Origin of the sequence: Streptomyces fungicidicus (assembly GCF_003665435.1) — a bacterium.
GTDB lineage: Bacteria > Actinomycetota > Actinomycetes > Streptomycetales > Streptomycetaceae > Streptomyces > Streptomyces fungicidicus.
This window is the reverse complement of the sequence record NZ_CP023407.1, coordinates 6349319-6365570: the sequence shown is the minus strand read 5'-3', so window position 1 is coordinate 6365570 and position 16252 is coordinate 6349319. Positions and strand designations below refer to the sequence as shown.

Genomic DNA, 16252 nt, shown 5'->3' with positions numbered 1-16252 from the left:
GTCTGTGACATCGATGTTTCCGCAGGCCACACGGGGTGCGCGCGCCGTTGACGCTCGCAGTTGTCGCTGATAGACACTCTCATCACTCATCTGATCAGCCCGTCCTTCCCGTGCGAGCGATGACGCGAGGTCAGCGACCATGGAAACGAACGATCAGTACGGCGGTCATCACCGCAGCCCGGGCCGCACCCGGTTCCTCATGGCAGCCGGAGCCGTCGCGCTCACCCTCTGCGCCGGACTCGCCACCCCGCTCGGCCCGGCGCCGCAGCAGGCGCGGGCGGCCGACGGCGGCACGAAGGTGCTGACGGTGGCGGTGGCGCAGAGCGTCGACTCGCTCAGCCCGTTCCTGGCGGTGCGGCTGCTCAGCACGAGCATCCACCGGCTCACCTACGAGTACCTGACGAACTACGACGCCGAGGACAACCACGTAGTCCCGGGGCTGGCCACCAAGTGGGAGTCCTCGCCGGACAAGCTGACCTGGACGTACACCATCCGCTCCGACTCCACCTGGTCGGACGGGAAGCGGGCCACGGCCGAGGACGCGGCCTGGACGTTCCGCACGATGATGACCGATCCGGGCGCCGCCACCGCCAACGGCAGCTTCGTCGCCAACTTCGAGAAGGTCACCGCGCCGAGCCCGACCCGGCTGGTCATCAAGCTGAAGAAGCCGCAGGCCACGATGACCGCGCTGGACGTGCCGATCGTGCCCAGGCACGTGTGGGAGAAGGTCGGCGACTACACGAAGTTCAACAACGACAAGGACTTCCCCGTGGTCGGCAACGGGCCGTTCGTGCTCACCGACTACAAGGCGGACAGCTATGTGCGGCTGAAGGCCAACAAGGACTTCTGGCGCGGGTCGCCCAAGTTCGACGAACTGGTCTTCCGCTACTACAAGGACCAGGACGCGGCAGTGTCGGCGCTGCGCAAGGGTGAGGTGTCGTTCGTCGCCGGGTCGCCGTCCCTCACGCCCGCGCAGGCCGCCTCGCTGAAGCGCGAGAAGAACATCCGCGTCAACGACGCCCCGGGCCGCCGCTTCTACGCCCTCGCCACCAACCCGGGCGCCAGGGCCAGGAACGGCGAGAAGATCGGGGACGGACACCCCTCGCTGCTCGACCGGCGGGTGCGCAACGCGCTGTTCATGGCGGTGGACCGGAAGACGATCATCGACAAGGTGTTCCAGGGGCACGCCGTGGAGGGCGCCGGATACATCCCGCCGCGCTTCTCGCAGTACTTCTGGGAACCGTCGGACGGCCAGGAGCTGGCGTACGACCCGGCGGAGGCGGCGCGGCTGCTCGACCGGGCCGGCTACCGGAAGAACGGTGACGGCAGACGCGTCGGCAAGGACGGCGAGCCGATCGACTACCGGGTGCTGTGCCACGCCACCGACCCGAACGACAAGGCGATCGGCCAGTACCTCGAGGAGTGGTGGGGCGACCTCGGCATCGGCGTCACGCTCAACTGCCTGGACAACGTGACCGATCCCTGGCTCGCCGGCGAGTACGACCTCGCCTTCGACGGCTGGTCGGTCAACCCGGACCCCGACTTCGTGCTGTCCATCCACACCTGCGCGGCGCTCCCGGCCACCCCGGAGGAGACCGGCGCGACCGACAACTTCATCTGCGACAGGACGTACGACGAGCTGTACGCGCGGCAGCTCGCCGAGTACGACGCGGGTGAACGGGCGGACATCGTCCGGCAGATGGAGTCGCGGCTGTACGACCTCGGGTACATGAACGTCATGGCGTACCCGAACGCGGTCGAGGCGTACCGCACGGACCAGATCGCGTCGATCACCACCATGCCCGCCGAGGCGGGCAACATCTACGGGCAGGACGGCTACTGGAGCTGGTGGTCGGCGGTGCCGGCCGACTCGGCCGACACGGGCGGCGACGCGTCGTCGACGGGCGTGATCATCGGGATCGTCGCGGGTGTCGTGGTGCTCGCGGGACTGGGGGCGTTGGTGGCGGTGCGGCGGCGGGCCACGGCCGAGGACCGCGAGTAGACGGGGCGAACGGCGCTCATGACCGCTGACGCGACCTCCGCATCGGTCGGCGGCCGTCTCACCACCGCCTACCCGCGTCATGTGGCGGGCAAGGTGGCCGGTGCGGCCGTCTCACTCCTCGCCGTCCTCGTCACCGGCTTCTTCCTCTTCCGGATGATCCCCGGGGACCCGGTGAGGTTCATGACCGGCGGACGCCCCGTGTCGGCCGGGCAACTCGCGACGTATCGGCAGGAGTTCGGGCTCGATCTGCCGTTGTGGCAGCAGTTCACGGACTACTGCGGCAAGGCGCTCACCGGCGATCTGGGGACGTCGTACCAGTTCAACGCGCCGGTGGTCGACAAGATCACGGAGGCGTTGCCGAACACGCTGCTGCTGACCGGGACCGCCTTCGTCATCTACACGGTGCTCGGGATCCTCCTCGGCACCCGGTCGGCGTGGCGGCACGGGAGGCTCGGGGACCGGCTCAACACGGGGCTGGCGCTGGTCCTTTACTCGCTGCCGTCCTTCTGGCTGGGACTGCTGCTGATCGTCACGCTGTCGGTCGGGATCGGCCCGCTGCCGGGGCTGTTCCCGACCGGGGGCATGGAGTCGGGCGGGAAGGAGGGCCTCGCGTACGCCGTGGACGTGGCGCACCATCTGGTGCTTCCCGTGGTGACGCTGGTGGCCGTGGAGTACGGGCAGACCCTGCTGGTGACACGCTCGGCGCTGCTGGACGAGATGGGCAGCGACTATCTGACGACCGCACGGGCCAAGGGGCTGCGCGACGACCTGGTGCGGCGCCGGCACGCCTTGCCCAACGCGCTGCTGCCGACGGTGACGCTGATCTTCATCAACCTCGGACGGACGGTGGCCGGTGTGATCCTGGTGGAGACGGTCTTCTCCTGGCCGGGCCTGGGCGGACTGTTCTACCAGGCCTTGACCGTGCCCGATCTGCCGCTGGTGCAGGGGCTGTTCCTCGTGTTCGCCGCCGCGGTGATCCTGATGAACACGCTCGCCGACCTGATCTATCCGCTGTTCGACCCCCGGGTGGGGCGATGACGGCCGGGAGGACGCCGGGCGTGCGCCCTCGCGCCCTGGTTTGGCGGCGGCGCCGGGCCTCTGCCGCGCGCTTCTGGCGGCGGTACCGCGCCCACCGGGCGGGACTCCTCGGCCTCGCCACGCTGGCGCTGTTCGCTCTGCTCGCGCTGGCCGCTCCGCTGCTCGTCGGGGCCGAGGTGGCCGACGTGACCGACGCGCCGGGCAGTCCGCTGGAGGGCCCCGGCGCCCGACTCCCCCTCGGCGCGGACCGGTTCGGACGGAATCTGCTCGGGCTGGTGATCTGGGGAGCACGGGTGTCGCTGCTGGTGGGACTGCTCGCGGCGGTGCTGTCGGTGACGATCGGCACGGTGATCGGGGTGACGGCGGGGCACTTCGGGGGCTGGTACGCGACGGTGCTGATGCGGATCACCGACTGGTTCCTGGTGATGCCGACGCTGGTGCTGGCGATCGCGCTGGCCACGGTGATGTCCCGCTCGCTGCTCACGATCGTCGTGGCGATCGGGGTGACGACCTGGCCGACGACGGCCCGGCTGGTGCGGGCCCAGACGCTGGCCGTGGAGGCCAGGCCCTACATCGAGCGCGCGCGGGCGCTCGGCGGCGGGCACTGGCACATCATGTCCCGGCACGTGCTGCCCAATGTGACGCCGCTGGTGCTGGCGCAGACGACGCTGATCATCTCCTCGGCGATCCTCGCGGAGGCGACGCTGGCCTTCCTGGGGCTCGGTGATCCGACGGTGGTGTCGTGGGGCGGGCTGCTGCAGGACGCCCGGGAGGCGGGTGCGGTGAGCGCCGGGCACTGGTGGTACCTGGTGCCGCCGGGCGTCGCCATCGCGGTGGTGGCGCTCTCCTTCACGCTGTGCGGACGGGCCGTGGAGTCCGTCCTCGATCCCAGGCTGGGGGTGTCCCGTTGACTCTGCTGGACGTCAGGGGGCTGACGGTGACGTACCCGGGCGGGGCGAACGCGGTACGCGGGGTGGACCTGCGGCTGGACGCCGGCCGCAAGCTGGGCGTCGCCGGGGAGTCGGGCTGCGGCAAGTCCACGCTGGCGCTGGCGCTGCTGCGGCTGCTGCCGGCGGGCACCCGGGTCGGCGGGGAGATCCTGCTGGACGGCGAGGACGTACTGGCCATGAAGTGGGGCCGGGTACGGGCGGTCCGCTGGGCCGGGGCGTCCATCGTGTTCCAGGGGGCGATGCACTCGCTCAACCCCGTGCGGCGCGTGGGCGACCAGATCGCCGAGCCGGTGCTGCTGCACCGCAGGGCCACCCCGGCCGGGGCGCGGCGGAGGACCGGGGAACTGCTGGAGCAGGTCGGTCTCCCGGCCGCCCGGGGGTCGGCGTACCCGCACGAGTTGTCGGGCGGGCAGCGGCAGCGCGTCATGATCGCCATGGCGCTGGCTTGCGGTCCCCGGCTGATCGTCGCCGACGAGCCGACGACCGCGCTCGACGTGATGATCCAGGCGCAGATCCTGCGGCTGATCGAACGGCTCGTCACGGACCAGGACGTGGGCCTGATCATGATCAGCCACGATCTGGCGGTCCTCGCGGGCACCTGCGACCGGCTGGCGGTGATGTACGCGGGCCGGGTGGTGGAGGAGGGCCCGGCGCGGCAGGTGTACGAGGCCGCCCAGCATCCGTACGCCCGGGCGCTGTCGGCCGCGTTCCCGCGGATCGGCGACCCGGCGTCGCGCTTCGCGCCGCGCGGCCTGCCGGGCGACCCGCCGGACCCGTCGGCGCTGCCGTCGGGCTGCGCGTTCCATCCGCGGTGCCCGGTGGTGCTGGACTCCTGCGCCGTGCAGGACCAGGCCCTCCGGCCCGCGGGCCCGCACCGGCACGCGGCCTGCGTACGGGTCACCCCGGAGCCCTCGGACCCCGGCGAACCGGGGCACCCACCGCCCACCACGGGTGACAGTCCCGGCTCCCCACGGAGCACGCCGGCCGAGGGTCCCGGCTCTCCGCCGCAGCCCACCTCGACCCGCGGGCCGATGCCCGGAGCGGGCGCCACGCCCGGCGAACCGGGCCCGCAGCCGGGCGCGACGGCCGAGGGCCCGGGCCCTCGACGGCACGCAGGGGCCGACGGGCCGGGCGCGGAGGCCGGTGGCACGGGTGGTGGAGTGGAAGAGGGGTTCCGTAGGCCATGAGTGCTTCTGCTCTGCTCAGCGTCCAAGGTGTCCGCGTCGATTTCCCCGGCCGGCGCGGCGCTCCCGTCGCACGGGCCGTGGACGGGGTCGATCTGGACATCCGGCGCGGTGAGATCGTCGCGCTGGTCGGCGAGTCGGGATGCGGCAAGACGACGCTGGCCCGCGCCCTGCTGGGCCTGGTCGAGCCGACCGCGGGGCGGGTGGTCTTCGACGGGCGGCCGCTGCGGTACTCCGGGCGGTCCCTCAAGGCGTACCGCAGGCGGGTGCAGCTGGTGCTGCAGGACCCGAGCGGCTCGCTCAACCCCCGCCACACGGTGTACGACGCGGTGGCCGAGGGGCTGCGTGTCCACGGGCACGGCGGTGACGAGCGGGCCGCCGTCGCCGAGGCGCTGTCACGGGCCGGGCTGCGTCCGCCGGAACGCTTCTTCCTGCGCCATCCGCACGAGCTGTCCGGCGGTCAGCGGCAGCGCGTGGTGATCGCGGGCGCACTGGTGCTGGAGCCCGAACTCCTCGTCGCCGACGAACCGGTGGCCTCCCTCGACGCGTCGGTACGCGGGGAGATCCTGGCCCTGCTGCTGCGGCTGCGCGCCGAACTGGGCCTGTCCGCGCTGGTCGTCACGCACGACCTGGGGCTGGCCTGGAACATCGCCGACCGGGTCGCCGTGATGTACCTGGGCCGGATCGTGGAGGCCGGGGCGGTGGAGCGGGTCCTGACGGCGCCCCGGCACCCCTACACCCAGGCACTGCTGTCGGTGCTCCCCGAGGCCCCGGGCGAACCGGTGATCCTCGCGGGCGAGCCCCCGGACCCGTCCCGCGTCCCCTCCGGCTGCCGGTTCCACGCCCGCTGCCACATCCTGGCGGGCGGGGACGCGGACCGTGCGGGGGTGGCCCAGGCGTGCCGGGGCCGGGACCCGGAGATCCTCGACGGGAGCGGGGCGCCGCAGGTGGCGTGCCACTGGGCGCACGCCGTGAAGGGCTGACCCGCCGGCTACGGCTTCTCTGCCGCGGCGACGAGCTCCTTGCAGCGCTTGACGTCCTCGGCCATCTGCTCCAGCAGCGCCTCGAGCGTGTCGAACCTCGCCTGACCGCGGACGAAGGACAGGAAGTCGACGGCGACATGGAGGCCGTACAGGTCGAGGCCGACACGGTCGATGGCGTACGCCTCGACCGTGCGCTCGGTGCCGTCGAACTGGGGGTTGGTGCCGACGGAGATCGCGGCCGGCATGGCCTCGCCCTGCGCGTGCAGCCAGCCGGCGTAGACGCCGTCGGCGGGGATCGCGGTGTGCGGGAGCGTCTCCACGTTGGCCGTGGGGAAGCCCAGGTCGCGGCCGCGCTGGGCGCCCCGGACGACGACGCCCTCCACCCGGTGCGGGCGGCCCAGGATCTCGGCGGCGCCCTCGACCTCGCCCTCGGCGACCAGGCGGCGGGTGAGCGTCGAGGAGAACGGCTCGCCGCCGCCCGCCGCGCCGCTGACGTACAGGTCGACGACCTCGACGTCGAAGTCGTAGATCCCGCCCTGCTCGGTGAGGAACTCCACGTTGCCCGCCGCCCGGTGGCCGAAGCGGAAGTTCGGGCCCTCGACGACCGCCCTGGCGTGCAGCTTGTCGACCAGGACCTTGACCACGAATTCGGCGGCGGACAGCTTCGAGAACTCGCTGGTGAAGGGCAGGATCAGGACCGCGTCGACGCCCAGGTCCGCCATGAGTTCGGCGCGCCGGTGGTGCGGGGCGAGGAGCGGGGGGTGGCTGCCGGGGCGGACGACCTCGCTGGGGTGGGGGTCGAAGGTGACGACGACGGCGGGGACGCCGAGGGCACGGGCGCGGTCCACGGCATGCCGGATGATCAGCTGGTGGCCACGGTGGACTCCGTCGTAGGAGCCGATGGTGACGACGCTGCGCCCCCAGTCCTGGGGGATGTCCTCCAAGCCACGCCAGCGCTGCACTGTGCCTGCTCCTTGTCGAAACCTTGTCGAACGAACCCGGGTCCGTGGACTTCTCTGCGCGACTCTAAGGGTGCCATGCCCCATGCCGGGGGCCCGCATCGGCATGGGTGCTGTGTGACGGGCCGCACCTGCCGGCCCAGGTCAGGCGGGGACGACCGCTCCCGCGGGCTCCTCGATCACGCGCCGGGCGGCGGGTCCCACGAGCGCGGCCCACTCGCGCGGGGCGTCCGCCAGCCAGCCGGCCACCGTCGCCGCGAAGCCCGGGACATGGCGGGCCAGGTCGGCCAGGCAGCCGTCGAAGCGGGCGGCTCCCTCCGGGGTGCGGACGAGGAGCAGACCGGTGCGGTGGACGAGGACGCGCGGCTCGGGGCCGGTGTTCCGGACGGCGGTGCGCAGCACCGCCTCCAGGACGCAGGGGTCGGACTCGCCGCCGAGCAGGGTCTCCAGCAGTTCGCGGCGCAGGGGTCGGGAGGCCGGGGTCCCGGGGGCGGCGAGGACACCGGCGAGGGCCAGGCGGAGGGGACGCGGGCCGCCGTCGAGCAGGACGGTGAGGAGTGTGCGCTGTACGGCGCGGGCGGCGGGGCCCTGGTCGAGTCGTCCGTCGGCGTAGGCGGCGACGTGCCCCGCCAGCTCCGGCCGCCGCTCCACCGCCTCCCGCACGAGTGCGGCCACCCGGGGGGCCAGGGCGGGGGTGACGGCGTCGGCGAGGGCCCGGAGCGACTCGCTCGCGTCCGCGTCCCCCAGCCTGGCCCGGAAGGCGTCGAGGACGGGCTCCGGGTGGGTCTCCAGCGCGCCGGTCAGCGCGCTCGGCGGGAGCAGCGGGTCTCCGGCAGCGAAGCGGTCCAGGGCCCGCCGGAGGTGGCGGTCCCTGCTGTCGGGGTCGCGGACCAGGAGGGCGAGCGCGCCGCCGTGCAGCTCACGGTCGGCGGAGCGGACCAGCACGGCGAGCGCCGCGTATCTCAGCAGGGTGCGGTCGGCGGCGTCGCGCGCGTGCGGCGCGGCCCGCAGTCCGTAGGTGACGGCGGCGGCCCGGCGCGCGGGCCGTCCGTCCTTCGCCCACCGGTCGACGGCCCGGCACATCGTCGCGGGCTCCTCCTCGGTCAGCACGGTGAGCAGCTGGTCGGCGCGGCGGTGCCCGCTGTCGGCGAGCGCCTCGGTCAGCAGGTCCGGGGCCGCGCGCCGGTGGGTGTGCAGCAGCGCCTGCGCGGCGGTCGCGACGGTCGCGTGCGGGGTGGCGGGCAGCGGCCGGTCGTCCTCGAACCAGCGGATCAGACAAGGCAGTACGGCGGCGGGGTCGGCGGTCAGCAGGTGCGCGGCGGCGTCGAGGAAGCGGGGCCCGCTCTCGCACGGGGGACCGTCGGCGTGGACGAGCCGGCGCAGCAGGGCGCAGCGCGTTTCCGCCGGCAGCCGCAGGGCGGTCCAGAAGGCCGGACCCAGAACGGAGGGCACGGTCCGCCGCTGCTCCCGCCAGGCCACGACACGGTCGGCCAGCAGCCGCAGCACCTCCGTGTACGGAGTCGCGTCGGGCACGCGTGCCAGGGTCCCGGTGAGCAGGTGGGCGGCCCACCAGGAGTCGAGGTCCGCGTCGAGGGCGTGCACCAGGTCCGTGAGCCGGGAGGTGAGCCGGCGGCTCCCGTGCCGCCGCGCGAGGAACAGCAGGGCTTCGACGACGACACCGGCGCGGTGGTGCGGGACCGGGATGACGGCGGCGTCGGTCCGGTGGACGGACACCGCCGGGAGCAGGCCGTCGCGGGCGGCCGGAGCGTCGGTGCCGGCGACGGCCCAGGGGTCGGGTCCGGCGACGGTCCACGGGTCGCAGGCGGCAGCGGGCAGCACGCGGCGGCTGGGCGGCGGGCTGTCCTCGGCGGCCGCATCTAGGGCGGGCGGAGCGGCGGGACGGGGGGCGTGGACCAGGGCGCGCAGCGCGTCGTCCACATCGAGGTGGGTGCCCTGGAGCCAGTCGGCGAGCTCCTCGTCCGCGAAGCGGTAGCCGGCCGTCCCGGCGGGGACGAGGAGGCCCTCGGCGAGGACGGCCGGGGCCCAGCCGGTGCCGCCGCCGAGCCGTCCGGGGGCGGGCCCCCACGGGAACACCGCGTCGAACGTCTCCGGGTCCAGCTCGCCGTGCCCGGCGCCGAGGCCGCGCCGGGCGGCCTCGTGCACCTGTCCGGCGACCTTGGCGGCCAGCCGGCGCACGGCGGTGCCGCGGACCCCGTTCCCCGCGGCGAGGCGTTCGGCGACGCGCAGGCACTTCAGGTCCAGATGGGCCGCGAACACCTCGTCGCGGTCCACGGGGGTGTCGGCGGGAGCGGCCGGGAGCTCCGAGAGCATCCGCAGGGTCAGGGGGTGGCGGGCGTCGGCCCCGGCCACGGCGCCCTCGGGGATGCCGTGGCGGGCGCGGGCCTCGCGGGCTTCCTCCGCCGTGAGATCTCCGAGGAACACACGGGCGGGTGACCCGTCGGGGCGGTCGGCGCCCGCGTGCAGCAGTTCCGCCGGGAAGAGCACCCCGGCCGCCTCCCAGTGCTCCGCGCGGCACGCCACGACCAGCCGGGCCCCCGTCGCCCGGAGCCACCGCGCGGTCCCGGCGGTCCACTCGGCGAAGCGGTGGTCCGGTACGGGCGGCATCTCCTCGGGGCCGTCGAGGAGCACCAGCAGGGGGTGGCCGGCCGCGCGGGCGAGCCCGGCGAGTCGCTCCGGGCACAGGTCACCGAGGTCGTCGGGGGTGGCCGGGAACGGGAGGCGGGAGGCCGCGACGTCGACGGCGGCCCGTTCCAGGGTGCGGCGGACCGCGTCCGCGACCGAGCCGTCGTCCTCGCGCAGTTCGGCGCCGCGCAGCCACAGCGTGGGCCGGCCGGCCCGACGGCGGCGGGCGGCGAGCGCCGCGAGCTCCGTCGTACGACCGCTGCCGGGCGGTCCGACCAGGCCCAGCACGGCGGCACCGCCCCGCTCGAACGCGGCGAACTCGGCGAGGACGGCGGGCCGTTCGACGGGCTCGACGGCGTCGGTCGGCCCGGCCCGGAGCACCGGGGCGGCCGTGAGTTCCCGCACCCCGGCGAGGTTGAGGTCGGCGCCGTAGGCCGGGACCGTCGCCGCGTTGCCGGCGAGCAGCCCGGCGAGCGGCCCCGCGGCCGGACCCGGTGGGGGCAGCGGTACGGCGAAGCCCTCGTCGCGGCTGTCCGAGCGGAGCGCGGTGCCGAGGACGCCGAGCACGGCGCCGGTGACGGCGTCGAGCACCGGGCCCCCGGCGGCTCCGCCGCCCAGGCGCAGCGCGTCCCGGCCCGCGGTGCCGACCGCCAGTTCCAGCGCTTGGCCGAGGAGGTGGGGGCGGTCGGTGGCGGTGTAGGTCACGGCGCCGGTGCCCAGCACGCGCGCCTCACGCCAGCCTCCGGCGGCGATCCGCACATAGGCGCCGGGCCGGATCGCGCGTCGCGCGGTGACCGGCAGCGGTGCGACGCCGAGGCCCTCGGTGCGGACGAGGGCCAGGTCCAGCGCGGGCAGCGGGGTCACCGCGTCGGCCGTCACCACACAGTGGCGGTCCCCGGCGCTCAGCACGAGCCGGGGCAGTCCGTCGACCGCCTCGTGACTGGTGAGCACCGTCCCGTGGTGGTCGGCCATGAAGCCGGTACCGCGCGGCCTGCCGGCCAGGTCGTGCACCCGGACCAGGACGTCGGCGGCCGGGCCGCCGGGGAGCCCCGCGAGGTCACTGGGGGTCTCCCGCGTATGACGGGGTTCATCTTGGGACGGCATCGTCTCGCCTCCCGCTGTGCGTCCGTGCCCTTGTCCGCGACATTAGGGCCGGAATGATCAGCGGGGCCAGATCGTCCTTCGAACGCGCCCCCTTCCACTCCCCCGCTTCACTCCGAGCGCCCGCACTTACGGGTGAACAGGCGGGGGTGGATGGATACACCCTAGGGGTGGGGGAACCGAGGGGGACCGTGGAGCGGCGGCATGTCCATCCCCGTGGCGCCGCTCCGCGGGCGGAGCCCCACGGTCCGTCAGGCGAAGACGGCCAGGCTCTTGGCCTTGCCCCGCTGCTCCTCCACGAGAGCCAGCAACCTGCCCCCGGGCCCGAAGACGGCCACCGCTCCGGAGCCGGCGTACTCCTCGGGCATCTCCAGCCGCACCCCGTTGACGAGCAGCCTGGCCCGCCGCTCCTCGACGTCCCAGCGCGGGAACGCTGCGGCGGCGGCCTCGGCGACCGGCATCACCTTCAGGTCCTGCTGCAGCTGGTCCAGCGTCCGCGCGGAGTCCAGCTTGTACGGGCCGACGCGGGTCCTGCGCAGCGCGGTGAGGTGGCCCCCGACACCCAGGTCGGCGCCCAGGTCGCGGGCGAGGGCGCGGATGTACGTGCCGGAGGAGCAGACGACCGACACCACCAGGTCGAGCACGGGGGTGCCGTCCTCGGCGACCGCGGCCCGGACGTCGTACACGGCGAAGGAGGAGACGGTGACCGGGCGGGCGGGGATCTCGAACTCCTCGCCCTCACGGGCGCGCTTGTACGAGCGCACCCCGTTGATCTTGATGGCGCTGACCTTCGACGGCACCTGCATGATGTCGCCGGTCAGCTTGGCGACACCGGCGTCGACGGCCTCGCGGGTGATCCCGGAGGCGTCGGCGGAGGAGATGATCTCCCCCTCGGCGTCGTCGGTGAGGGTGTTCTGCCCGAGCCGGACGGTGCCCAGGTACTCCTTCTCCGTCAGCGCGAGGTGGCCGAGGAGCTTGGTGGCCCGCTCGACGCCGAGGACCAGGACGCCCGTCGCCATCGGGTCGAGTGTGCCGGCGTGGCCGACGCGCCGGGTGCGGGCGATGCCGCGCATCTTGGCGACCACGTCGTGCGAAGTGAAGCCCGACGGCTTGTCGACGATGACAAGGCCGTCGGGCGTGGTGTGCTTCTGCGTCATTCGGCGGTGTCGTCCGTCTCGTCGTCGTCCGGCTTGCGGTACGGGTCGGCCTCGCCGGCGTACTTGGCGCCCGCTGACGCCTCGCGCACCTTCTCGTCGGACTGGCGCGCCCGGTCGAGGAGGTCCTCGATGTTGCGCGCCGTGTCCGGCAGGGCGTCCATGACGAAGGTCAGGGTCGGCGTGAACTTCACGCCCGCCGCACGTCCCACCTCGGAGCGCAGGATGCCCTTGGCGCTCTCCAGCCCGGCCGCGGCGGCCTTCCGCTCCTCGTCGTCCCCGTACACCGTGTAGAAGACGGTCGCCTCCCTGAGGTCGCCCGTGACCCGGGTGTCCGTGATGGTGACGTGCGTGCCGAGCCGCGGGTCCTTGATCCCGCGCTGCAGCTTCTGGGCCACCACCTCTCGGATGAGGTCCGCCAGCCTTTTCGCCCGCGCGTTGTCGGCCACTGGTCCGTCTCCCGTTCTTTCCTGTCTGTGTTCTCGAAAGCTCTGGTCGTCAGTCGTCTTCGCCGTGGAAGCGCCGCCTGACGGACAGCAGCTCCACCTCCGGGCGCCCGGCGACCAGCCGCTCGCACCGGTCCAGTACGTCACTCAGGTGCCCCGCGTCGCCGGAAACCATCGCCAGTGCGATGACCGCCCTGCGATGGAGGTTCATGTGGTCCACCTCGGCCGCGCTCACCGCGTACTTGCGCTGGAGCTCGGCGACGATCGGGCGGACGACGGAGCGCTTCTCCTTCAGCGACCGTACGTCGCCGAGGAGGAGGTCGAAGGACAGTGTCCCCACATACATGTGTGCAGCCGGTTCACCCGCCGGTACGGGATCGGTGCCCCGCCCTCCGTGGTGGGCAGGGACACCAGAACCGTACAACGAAGGGGGTGCGGCGATCGACGGATATTGCGCCCGCCGGGACGCCGCCGCCCCCGCACACACGAGCCGGCCGGCGGGACCGCGGTCCCGCCGGCCGGCACACGCCGAGGGGTGTTACACCCGCGGCTTCTCGCGCATCTCGTACGTCGCGATGACGTCGTCGACCTTGATGTCGTTGAAGTTTCCGAGGTTGATACCGCCCTCGAAGCCTTCCCGGATCTCGGTGACGTCGTCCTTGAAGCGACGCAGACCCACGATGTTGAGGTTCTCCGCGATGACCTTGCCGTCGCGCAGGAGGCGCGCCTTGGTGTTGCGCTTGACCTCGCCGGAGCGGATGAGCACACCCGCGATGTTGCCCAGCTTGGACGAGCGGAAGACCTCGCGGATCTCCGCCGTGCCGAGCTCGACCTCTTCGTACTCCGGCTTGAGCATGCCCTTGAGGGCCGCCTCGATCTCCTCGATCGCCTGGTAGATGACCGAGTAGTAGCGGACGTCCACGCCCTCGCGCTCGGCCATCTGCGCCGCGCGGCCGGCCGCGCGGACGTTGAAGCCGATCACGATGGCGTCCGAGCCCATCGCCAGGTCGATGTCGGACTCCGTGACCGCACCGACGCCGCGGTGCAGGACGCGGATGTCGACCTCTTCGCCGACGTCCAGCTGGAGCAGCGAGGACTCGAGGGCCTCGACCGAACCGGAAGCGTCACCCTTGATGATCAGGTTCAGCTGCTGGACCTCGCCGGCCTTGAGCACCTTGTCCAGGTCCTCCAGCGACACGCGGCGCGTGCGCTTGGCGAACGCGGCGTTGCGCTCACGGGCGGCGCGCTTCTCGGCGATCTGACGGGCCGTACGGTCCTCGTCCACGACGATGAAGTTGTCGCCCGCACCCGGGACGTTGGTCAGGCCCAGGACCTGGACCGGCGTCGACGGGCCGGCCTCGGCGACGTTGTTGCCGTTGTCGTCGAGCATGGCGCGCACGCGGCCGTAGGCGTCGCCCACCACCATCGTGTCGCCGACCCGCAGGGTGCCTCGCTGGACGAGGACGGTCGCCACGGCACCGCGGCCGCGGTCGAGCCGGGACTCGATCGAGATGCCCTGCGCGTCCTGCGTGGGGTTGGCACGCAGGTCGAGCGAGGCGTCCGCGGTGAGGATGACGGCCTCGAGGAGGCTGTCGATGTGCAGACCCTGCTTGGCGGAGATGTCGACGAACATGGTGTCGCCGCCGTACTCCTCGGCCACCAGGCCGTACTCGGTCAGCTGACCGCGCACCTTGGTCGGGTCCGCGCCCTCGACGTCGATCTTGTTGACCGCGACGACGATCGGGACCTCGGCCGCCTTGGCGTGGTTGAGCGCCTCGACCGTCTGCGGCATGACGCCGTCGTTGGCCGCGACGACCAGGATCGCGATGTCGGTCGAGCGCGCACCACGGGCACGCATGGCGGTGAACGCCTCGTGACCCGGGGTGTCGATGAAGGTGATCTTGCGCTCTTCTTCGTTGACCTCGGTCGCGACCTGGTAGGCACCGATGTGCTGGGTGATGCCGCCGGCCTCGCCCGCGATGACGTTCGTCTTGCGGATGGCGTCGAGGAGGCGGGTCTTGCCGTGGTCGACGTGACCCATGACGGTGACGACCGGCGGACGGACCACCAGGTCCTCCTCGTCGCCCTCGTCCTCGCCGAACTCCAGGTCGAAGGACTCGAGCAGCTCGCGGTCCTCCTCCTCCGGGCTGACGATCTGAACGGTGTAGTTCATCTCGCCGGCGAGGAGCTGGAGCGTCTCGTCGGAGACGGACTGGGTCGCGGTGACCATCTCGCCGAGGTTCATCATGACCGCGACGAGCGACGCCGGGTTGGCGTTGATCTTCTCCGCGAAGTCGGTGAGCGAGGCACCGCGCGACAGGCGAATGGCTTCGCCGTTGCCGCGAGGCAGCATCACGCCGCCGACCGACGGGGCCTGCATGGCCTCGTACTCCTGGCGCCTCTGCCGCTTCGACTTGCGACCGCGACGCGCGGGACCGCCGGGACGGCCGAAGGCGCCCTGCGTGCCACCGCGGCCACCGGGACCGCCGGGACGGCCGCCGAAGCCGGGACGGCCACCGCCGCCACCGAAGCCGCCGCCACCGCCGGGACGGCCGGCGAAGCCGCCGCCGCCACCGGGACGACCGGCACCGCCGCCGCCACCCGGACGGCCGGCGAAGCCGCCGCCGCCGGGACGACCGGCACCGCCGCCGGGACGACCCGCGCCGCCCGGACCGCGGCCGCCGGGGCCACCGCCGGGACGCGGACCCGCAGCGGGACGCTGCGGCATCATGCCGGGGTTGGGACGCGGACCGCCGGGGCCGCCGCCGCCGGGACGGGGACCGCCCTGCGGACGCGGCATCGAGCCCGGGGTCGGGCGCTGCCCGCCCGGAGCCTGCGGACGCGGACCGCCGCCCTGGCCACCGGGGGCCTGCGGACGGGGACCGGCACCGCCGGGACCACCCGGACCGGGACGCTGGCCCTGCGGGCGCGGAGCCTGCGGACGGGCCATGCCGGTGGAGCCACCGGAGGTGAAGGGATTGTTACCGGGACGCGGACCGGCCGGGCGGGCGCCCGGACGCGGAGCGCCGCCACCGGGACGCTGACCCTGACCGGCCGGACGGCCCTGGCCGCCCTGACCCTGACCCTGGCCCTGACCGGCGGGACGACCGCCGGGCTTGGGCGCGCCGGGACGGGCGCCACCGGGCTTCGGACCGGCCGGAGCCGGTGCCGCCGCCGCGGGCGGGGCCTGGAACTCCGGGGCCGCCGGAGCCGGACGCGGCGCGGGGCGCGGGCCCGGCGTCGGACGCGGACCGGAGGCCGCCGGCGCGGGAGCCGACGGTGCCGCCGGCGGCTGCGCCGCGGCGGGCTTGGGTGCGGCCGGCGGCTTCGGGGCAGCGGGACGCTCCCCTCCAGCCTTCGCGGCGCGCGAGGGGCCGCCTGCCTGCGCCGGGGACGGCGCGGCGGGCCTGGGTGCGGCCTTCCGGGGCGCACCGGGCTTCGCGGCGGACTTGCCGTTGCCCCCGCCCTGCTGGAAGGCGTCTGTCAGCTTGCGTACAACGGGCGCTTCGATGGTCGAAGACGCCGAACGGACGAATTCACCGAGTTCCTGGAGCTTGGCCATGACGACCTTGCTCTCCACGCCGAACTCCTTGGCGAGTTCGTAGACCCGGACCTTAGCCACTTCGCTCCTCTGAGGTCCGGGTTGCGTCCGGACCGTCGCTAGTTCATGGGCGTACTCATCGCGTACTCATCGAGTGCTCATCGCAATCTCGACCTGCTTTCGACTCGCGAGGTACCAGGCCGCGCGGCGGGTTCCGCGCGGCGTTCTTACCGTGTTGCCTGTCCAGTCGG

At 73.6% G+C, this 16252-nt stretch carries 11 protein-coding genes; 5 read left to right on the top strand and 6 right to left on the bottom strand.

Features of this window, described 5'->3' with window-relative positions; all coding sequences use genetic code 11:
• Positions 1-139: 139 nt before the first annotated feature.
• The 5 genes from CNQ36_RS28710 to CNQ36_RS28690 are packed head-to-tail and all read left to right on the top strand — an operon-like array spanning position 140 to position 6157.
• On the top strand, positions 140-2002 hold the full coding sequence (locus tag CNQ36_RS28710) for an ABC transporter substrate-binding protein (protein ID WP_121548109.1): 1863 nt from the start codon (positions 140-142) through the stop codon (positions 2000-2002).
• An 18-nt stretch (positions 2003-2020) separates the two neighbouring features.
• On the top strand, positions 2021-3040 hold the full coding sequence (locus CNQ36_RS28705) for an ABC transporter permease (RefSeq protein ID WP_121548108.1): 1020 nt from the start codon (positions 2021-2023) through the stop codon (positions 3038-3040).
• Positions 3037-3951: an ABC transporter permease gene (locus CNQ36_RS28700; RefSeq protein WP_121548107.1), complete on the top strand. Its 915-nt coding sequence runs from the start codon at positions 3037-3039 to the stop codon at positions 3949-3951. The genes CNQ36_RS28705 and CNQ36_RS28700 overlap by 4 nt, the downstream gene beginning before the upstream one ends.
• Positions 3948-5177 carry an ABC transporter ATP-binding protein gene (locus CNQ36_RS28695; protein ID WP_121548106.1) on the top strand — a complete coding sequence of 410 codons (1230 nt, stop codon included), beginning with the start codon at positions 3948-3950 and terminating at the stop codon, positions 5175-5177. Before CNQ36_RS28700 ends, CNQ36_RS28695 begins: the two co-directional genes overlap by 4 nt.
• A complete protein-coding gene (locus CNQ36_RS28690; RefSeq protein WP_121548105.1) occupies positions 5174-6157 on the top strand; it encodes an ABC transporter ATP-binding protein in 984 nt (327 codons plus the stop codon). Before CNQ36_RS28695 ends, CNQ36_RS28690 begins: the two co-directional genes overlap by 4 nt.
• Before the next feature lie 8 nt (positions 6158-6165).
• On the opposite strand, the gene CNQ36_RS28685 is transcribed toward CNQ36_RS28690, so the two are convergent.
• From CNQ36_RS28685 to infB, 6 genes are all read right to left on the bottom strand, one after another.
• Complete coding sequence (locus CNQ36_RS28685; protein WP_121548104.1) at positions 6166-7119, bottom strand: bifunctional riboflavin kinase/FAD synthetase; 954 nt, start codon at positions 7117-7119, stop codon at positions 6166-6168.
• Between the two features lie 141 nt (positions 7120-7260).
• Positions 7261-10863: a trypsin-like peptidase domain-containing protein gene (locus CNQ36_RS28680; RefSeq protein ID WP_410177125.1), complete on the bottom strand. Its 3603-nt coding sequence runs from the start codon at positions 10861-10863 to the stop codon at positions 7261-7263.
• A 248-nt stretch (positions 10864-11111) separates the two neighbouring features.
• Positions 11112-12017: a tRNA pseudouridine(55) synthase TruB gene (gene truB, locus CNQ36_RS28675; protein WP_121548103.1), complete on the bottom strand. Its 906-nt coding sequence runs from the start codon at positions 12015-12017 to the stop codon at positions 11112-11114.
• Entirely contained in the window at positions 12014-12463 is a 450-nt protein-coding gene (gene rbfA / locus CNQ36_RS28670) for a 30S ribosome-binding factor RbfA (RefSeq protein ID WP_004924742.1), read from the bottom strand. Before rbfA ends, truB begins: the two co-directional genes overlap by 4 nt.
• A 49-nt stretch (positions 12464-12512) precedes the next feature.
• Positions 12513-12806: a DUF503 domain-containing protein gene (locus CNQ36_RS28665; protein WP_004924743.1), complete on the bottom strand. Its 294-nt coding sequence runs from the start codon at positions 12804-12806 to the stop codon at positions 12513-12515.
• Between the two features lie 192 nt (positions 12807-12998).
• The gene (infB, locus tag CNQ36_RS28660; RefSeq protein ID WP_121548102.1) at positions 12999-16082 is read right to left on the bottom strand and encodes a translation initiation factor IF-2; all 3084 of its coding nucleotides are present in this window, start codon (positions 16080-16082) and stop codon (positions 12999-13001) included.
• Between the last annotated feature and the right edge of the window lie 170 nt (positions 16083-16252).

Excerpts from the sequence above, each read along its gene's own strand:
- CNQ36_RS28680 (WP_410177125.1), bottom strand. The coding sequence starts at position 10,863 with ATGCCGTCCCAAGATGAACCCCGTCATACGCGGGAGACCCCCAGTGAC.
- CNQ36_RS28690 (WP_121548105.1), top strand. The coding sequence starts at position 5,174 with ATGAGTGCTTCTGCTCTGCTCAGCGTCCAAGGTGTCCGCGTCGATTTC.
- CNQ36_RS28665 (WP_004924743.1), bottom strand. The coding sequence starts at position 12,806 with ATGTATGTGGGGACACTGTCCTTCGACCTCCTCCTCGGCGACGTACGG.
- CNQ36_RS28700 (WP_121548107.1), top strand. The coding sequence starts at position 3,037 with ATGACGGCCGGGAGGACGCCGGGCGTGCGCCCTCGCGCCCTGGTTTGG.
- CNQ36_RS28705 (WP_121548108.1), top strand. The coding sequence starts at position 2,021 with ATGACCGCTGACGCGACCTCCGCATCGGTCGGCGGCCGTCTCACCACC.
- truB (WP_121548103.1), bottom strand. The coding sequence starts at position 12,017 with ATGACGCAGAAGCACACCACGCCCGACGGCCTTGTCATCGTCGACAAG.
- CNQ36_RS28710 (WP_121548109.1), top strand. The coding sequence starts at position 140 with ATGGAAACGAACGATCAGTACGGCGGTCATCACCGCAGCCCGGGCCGC.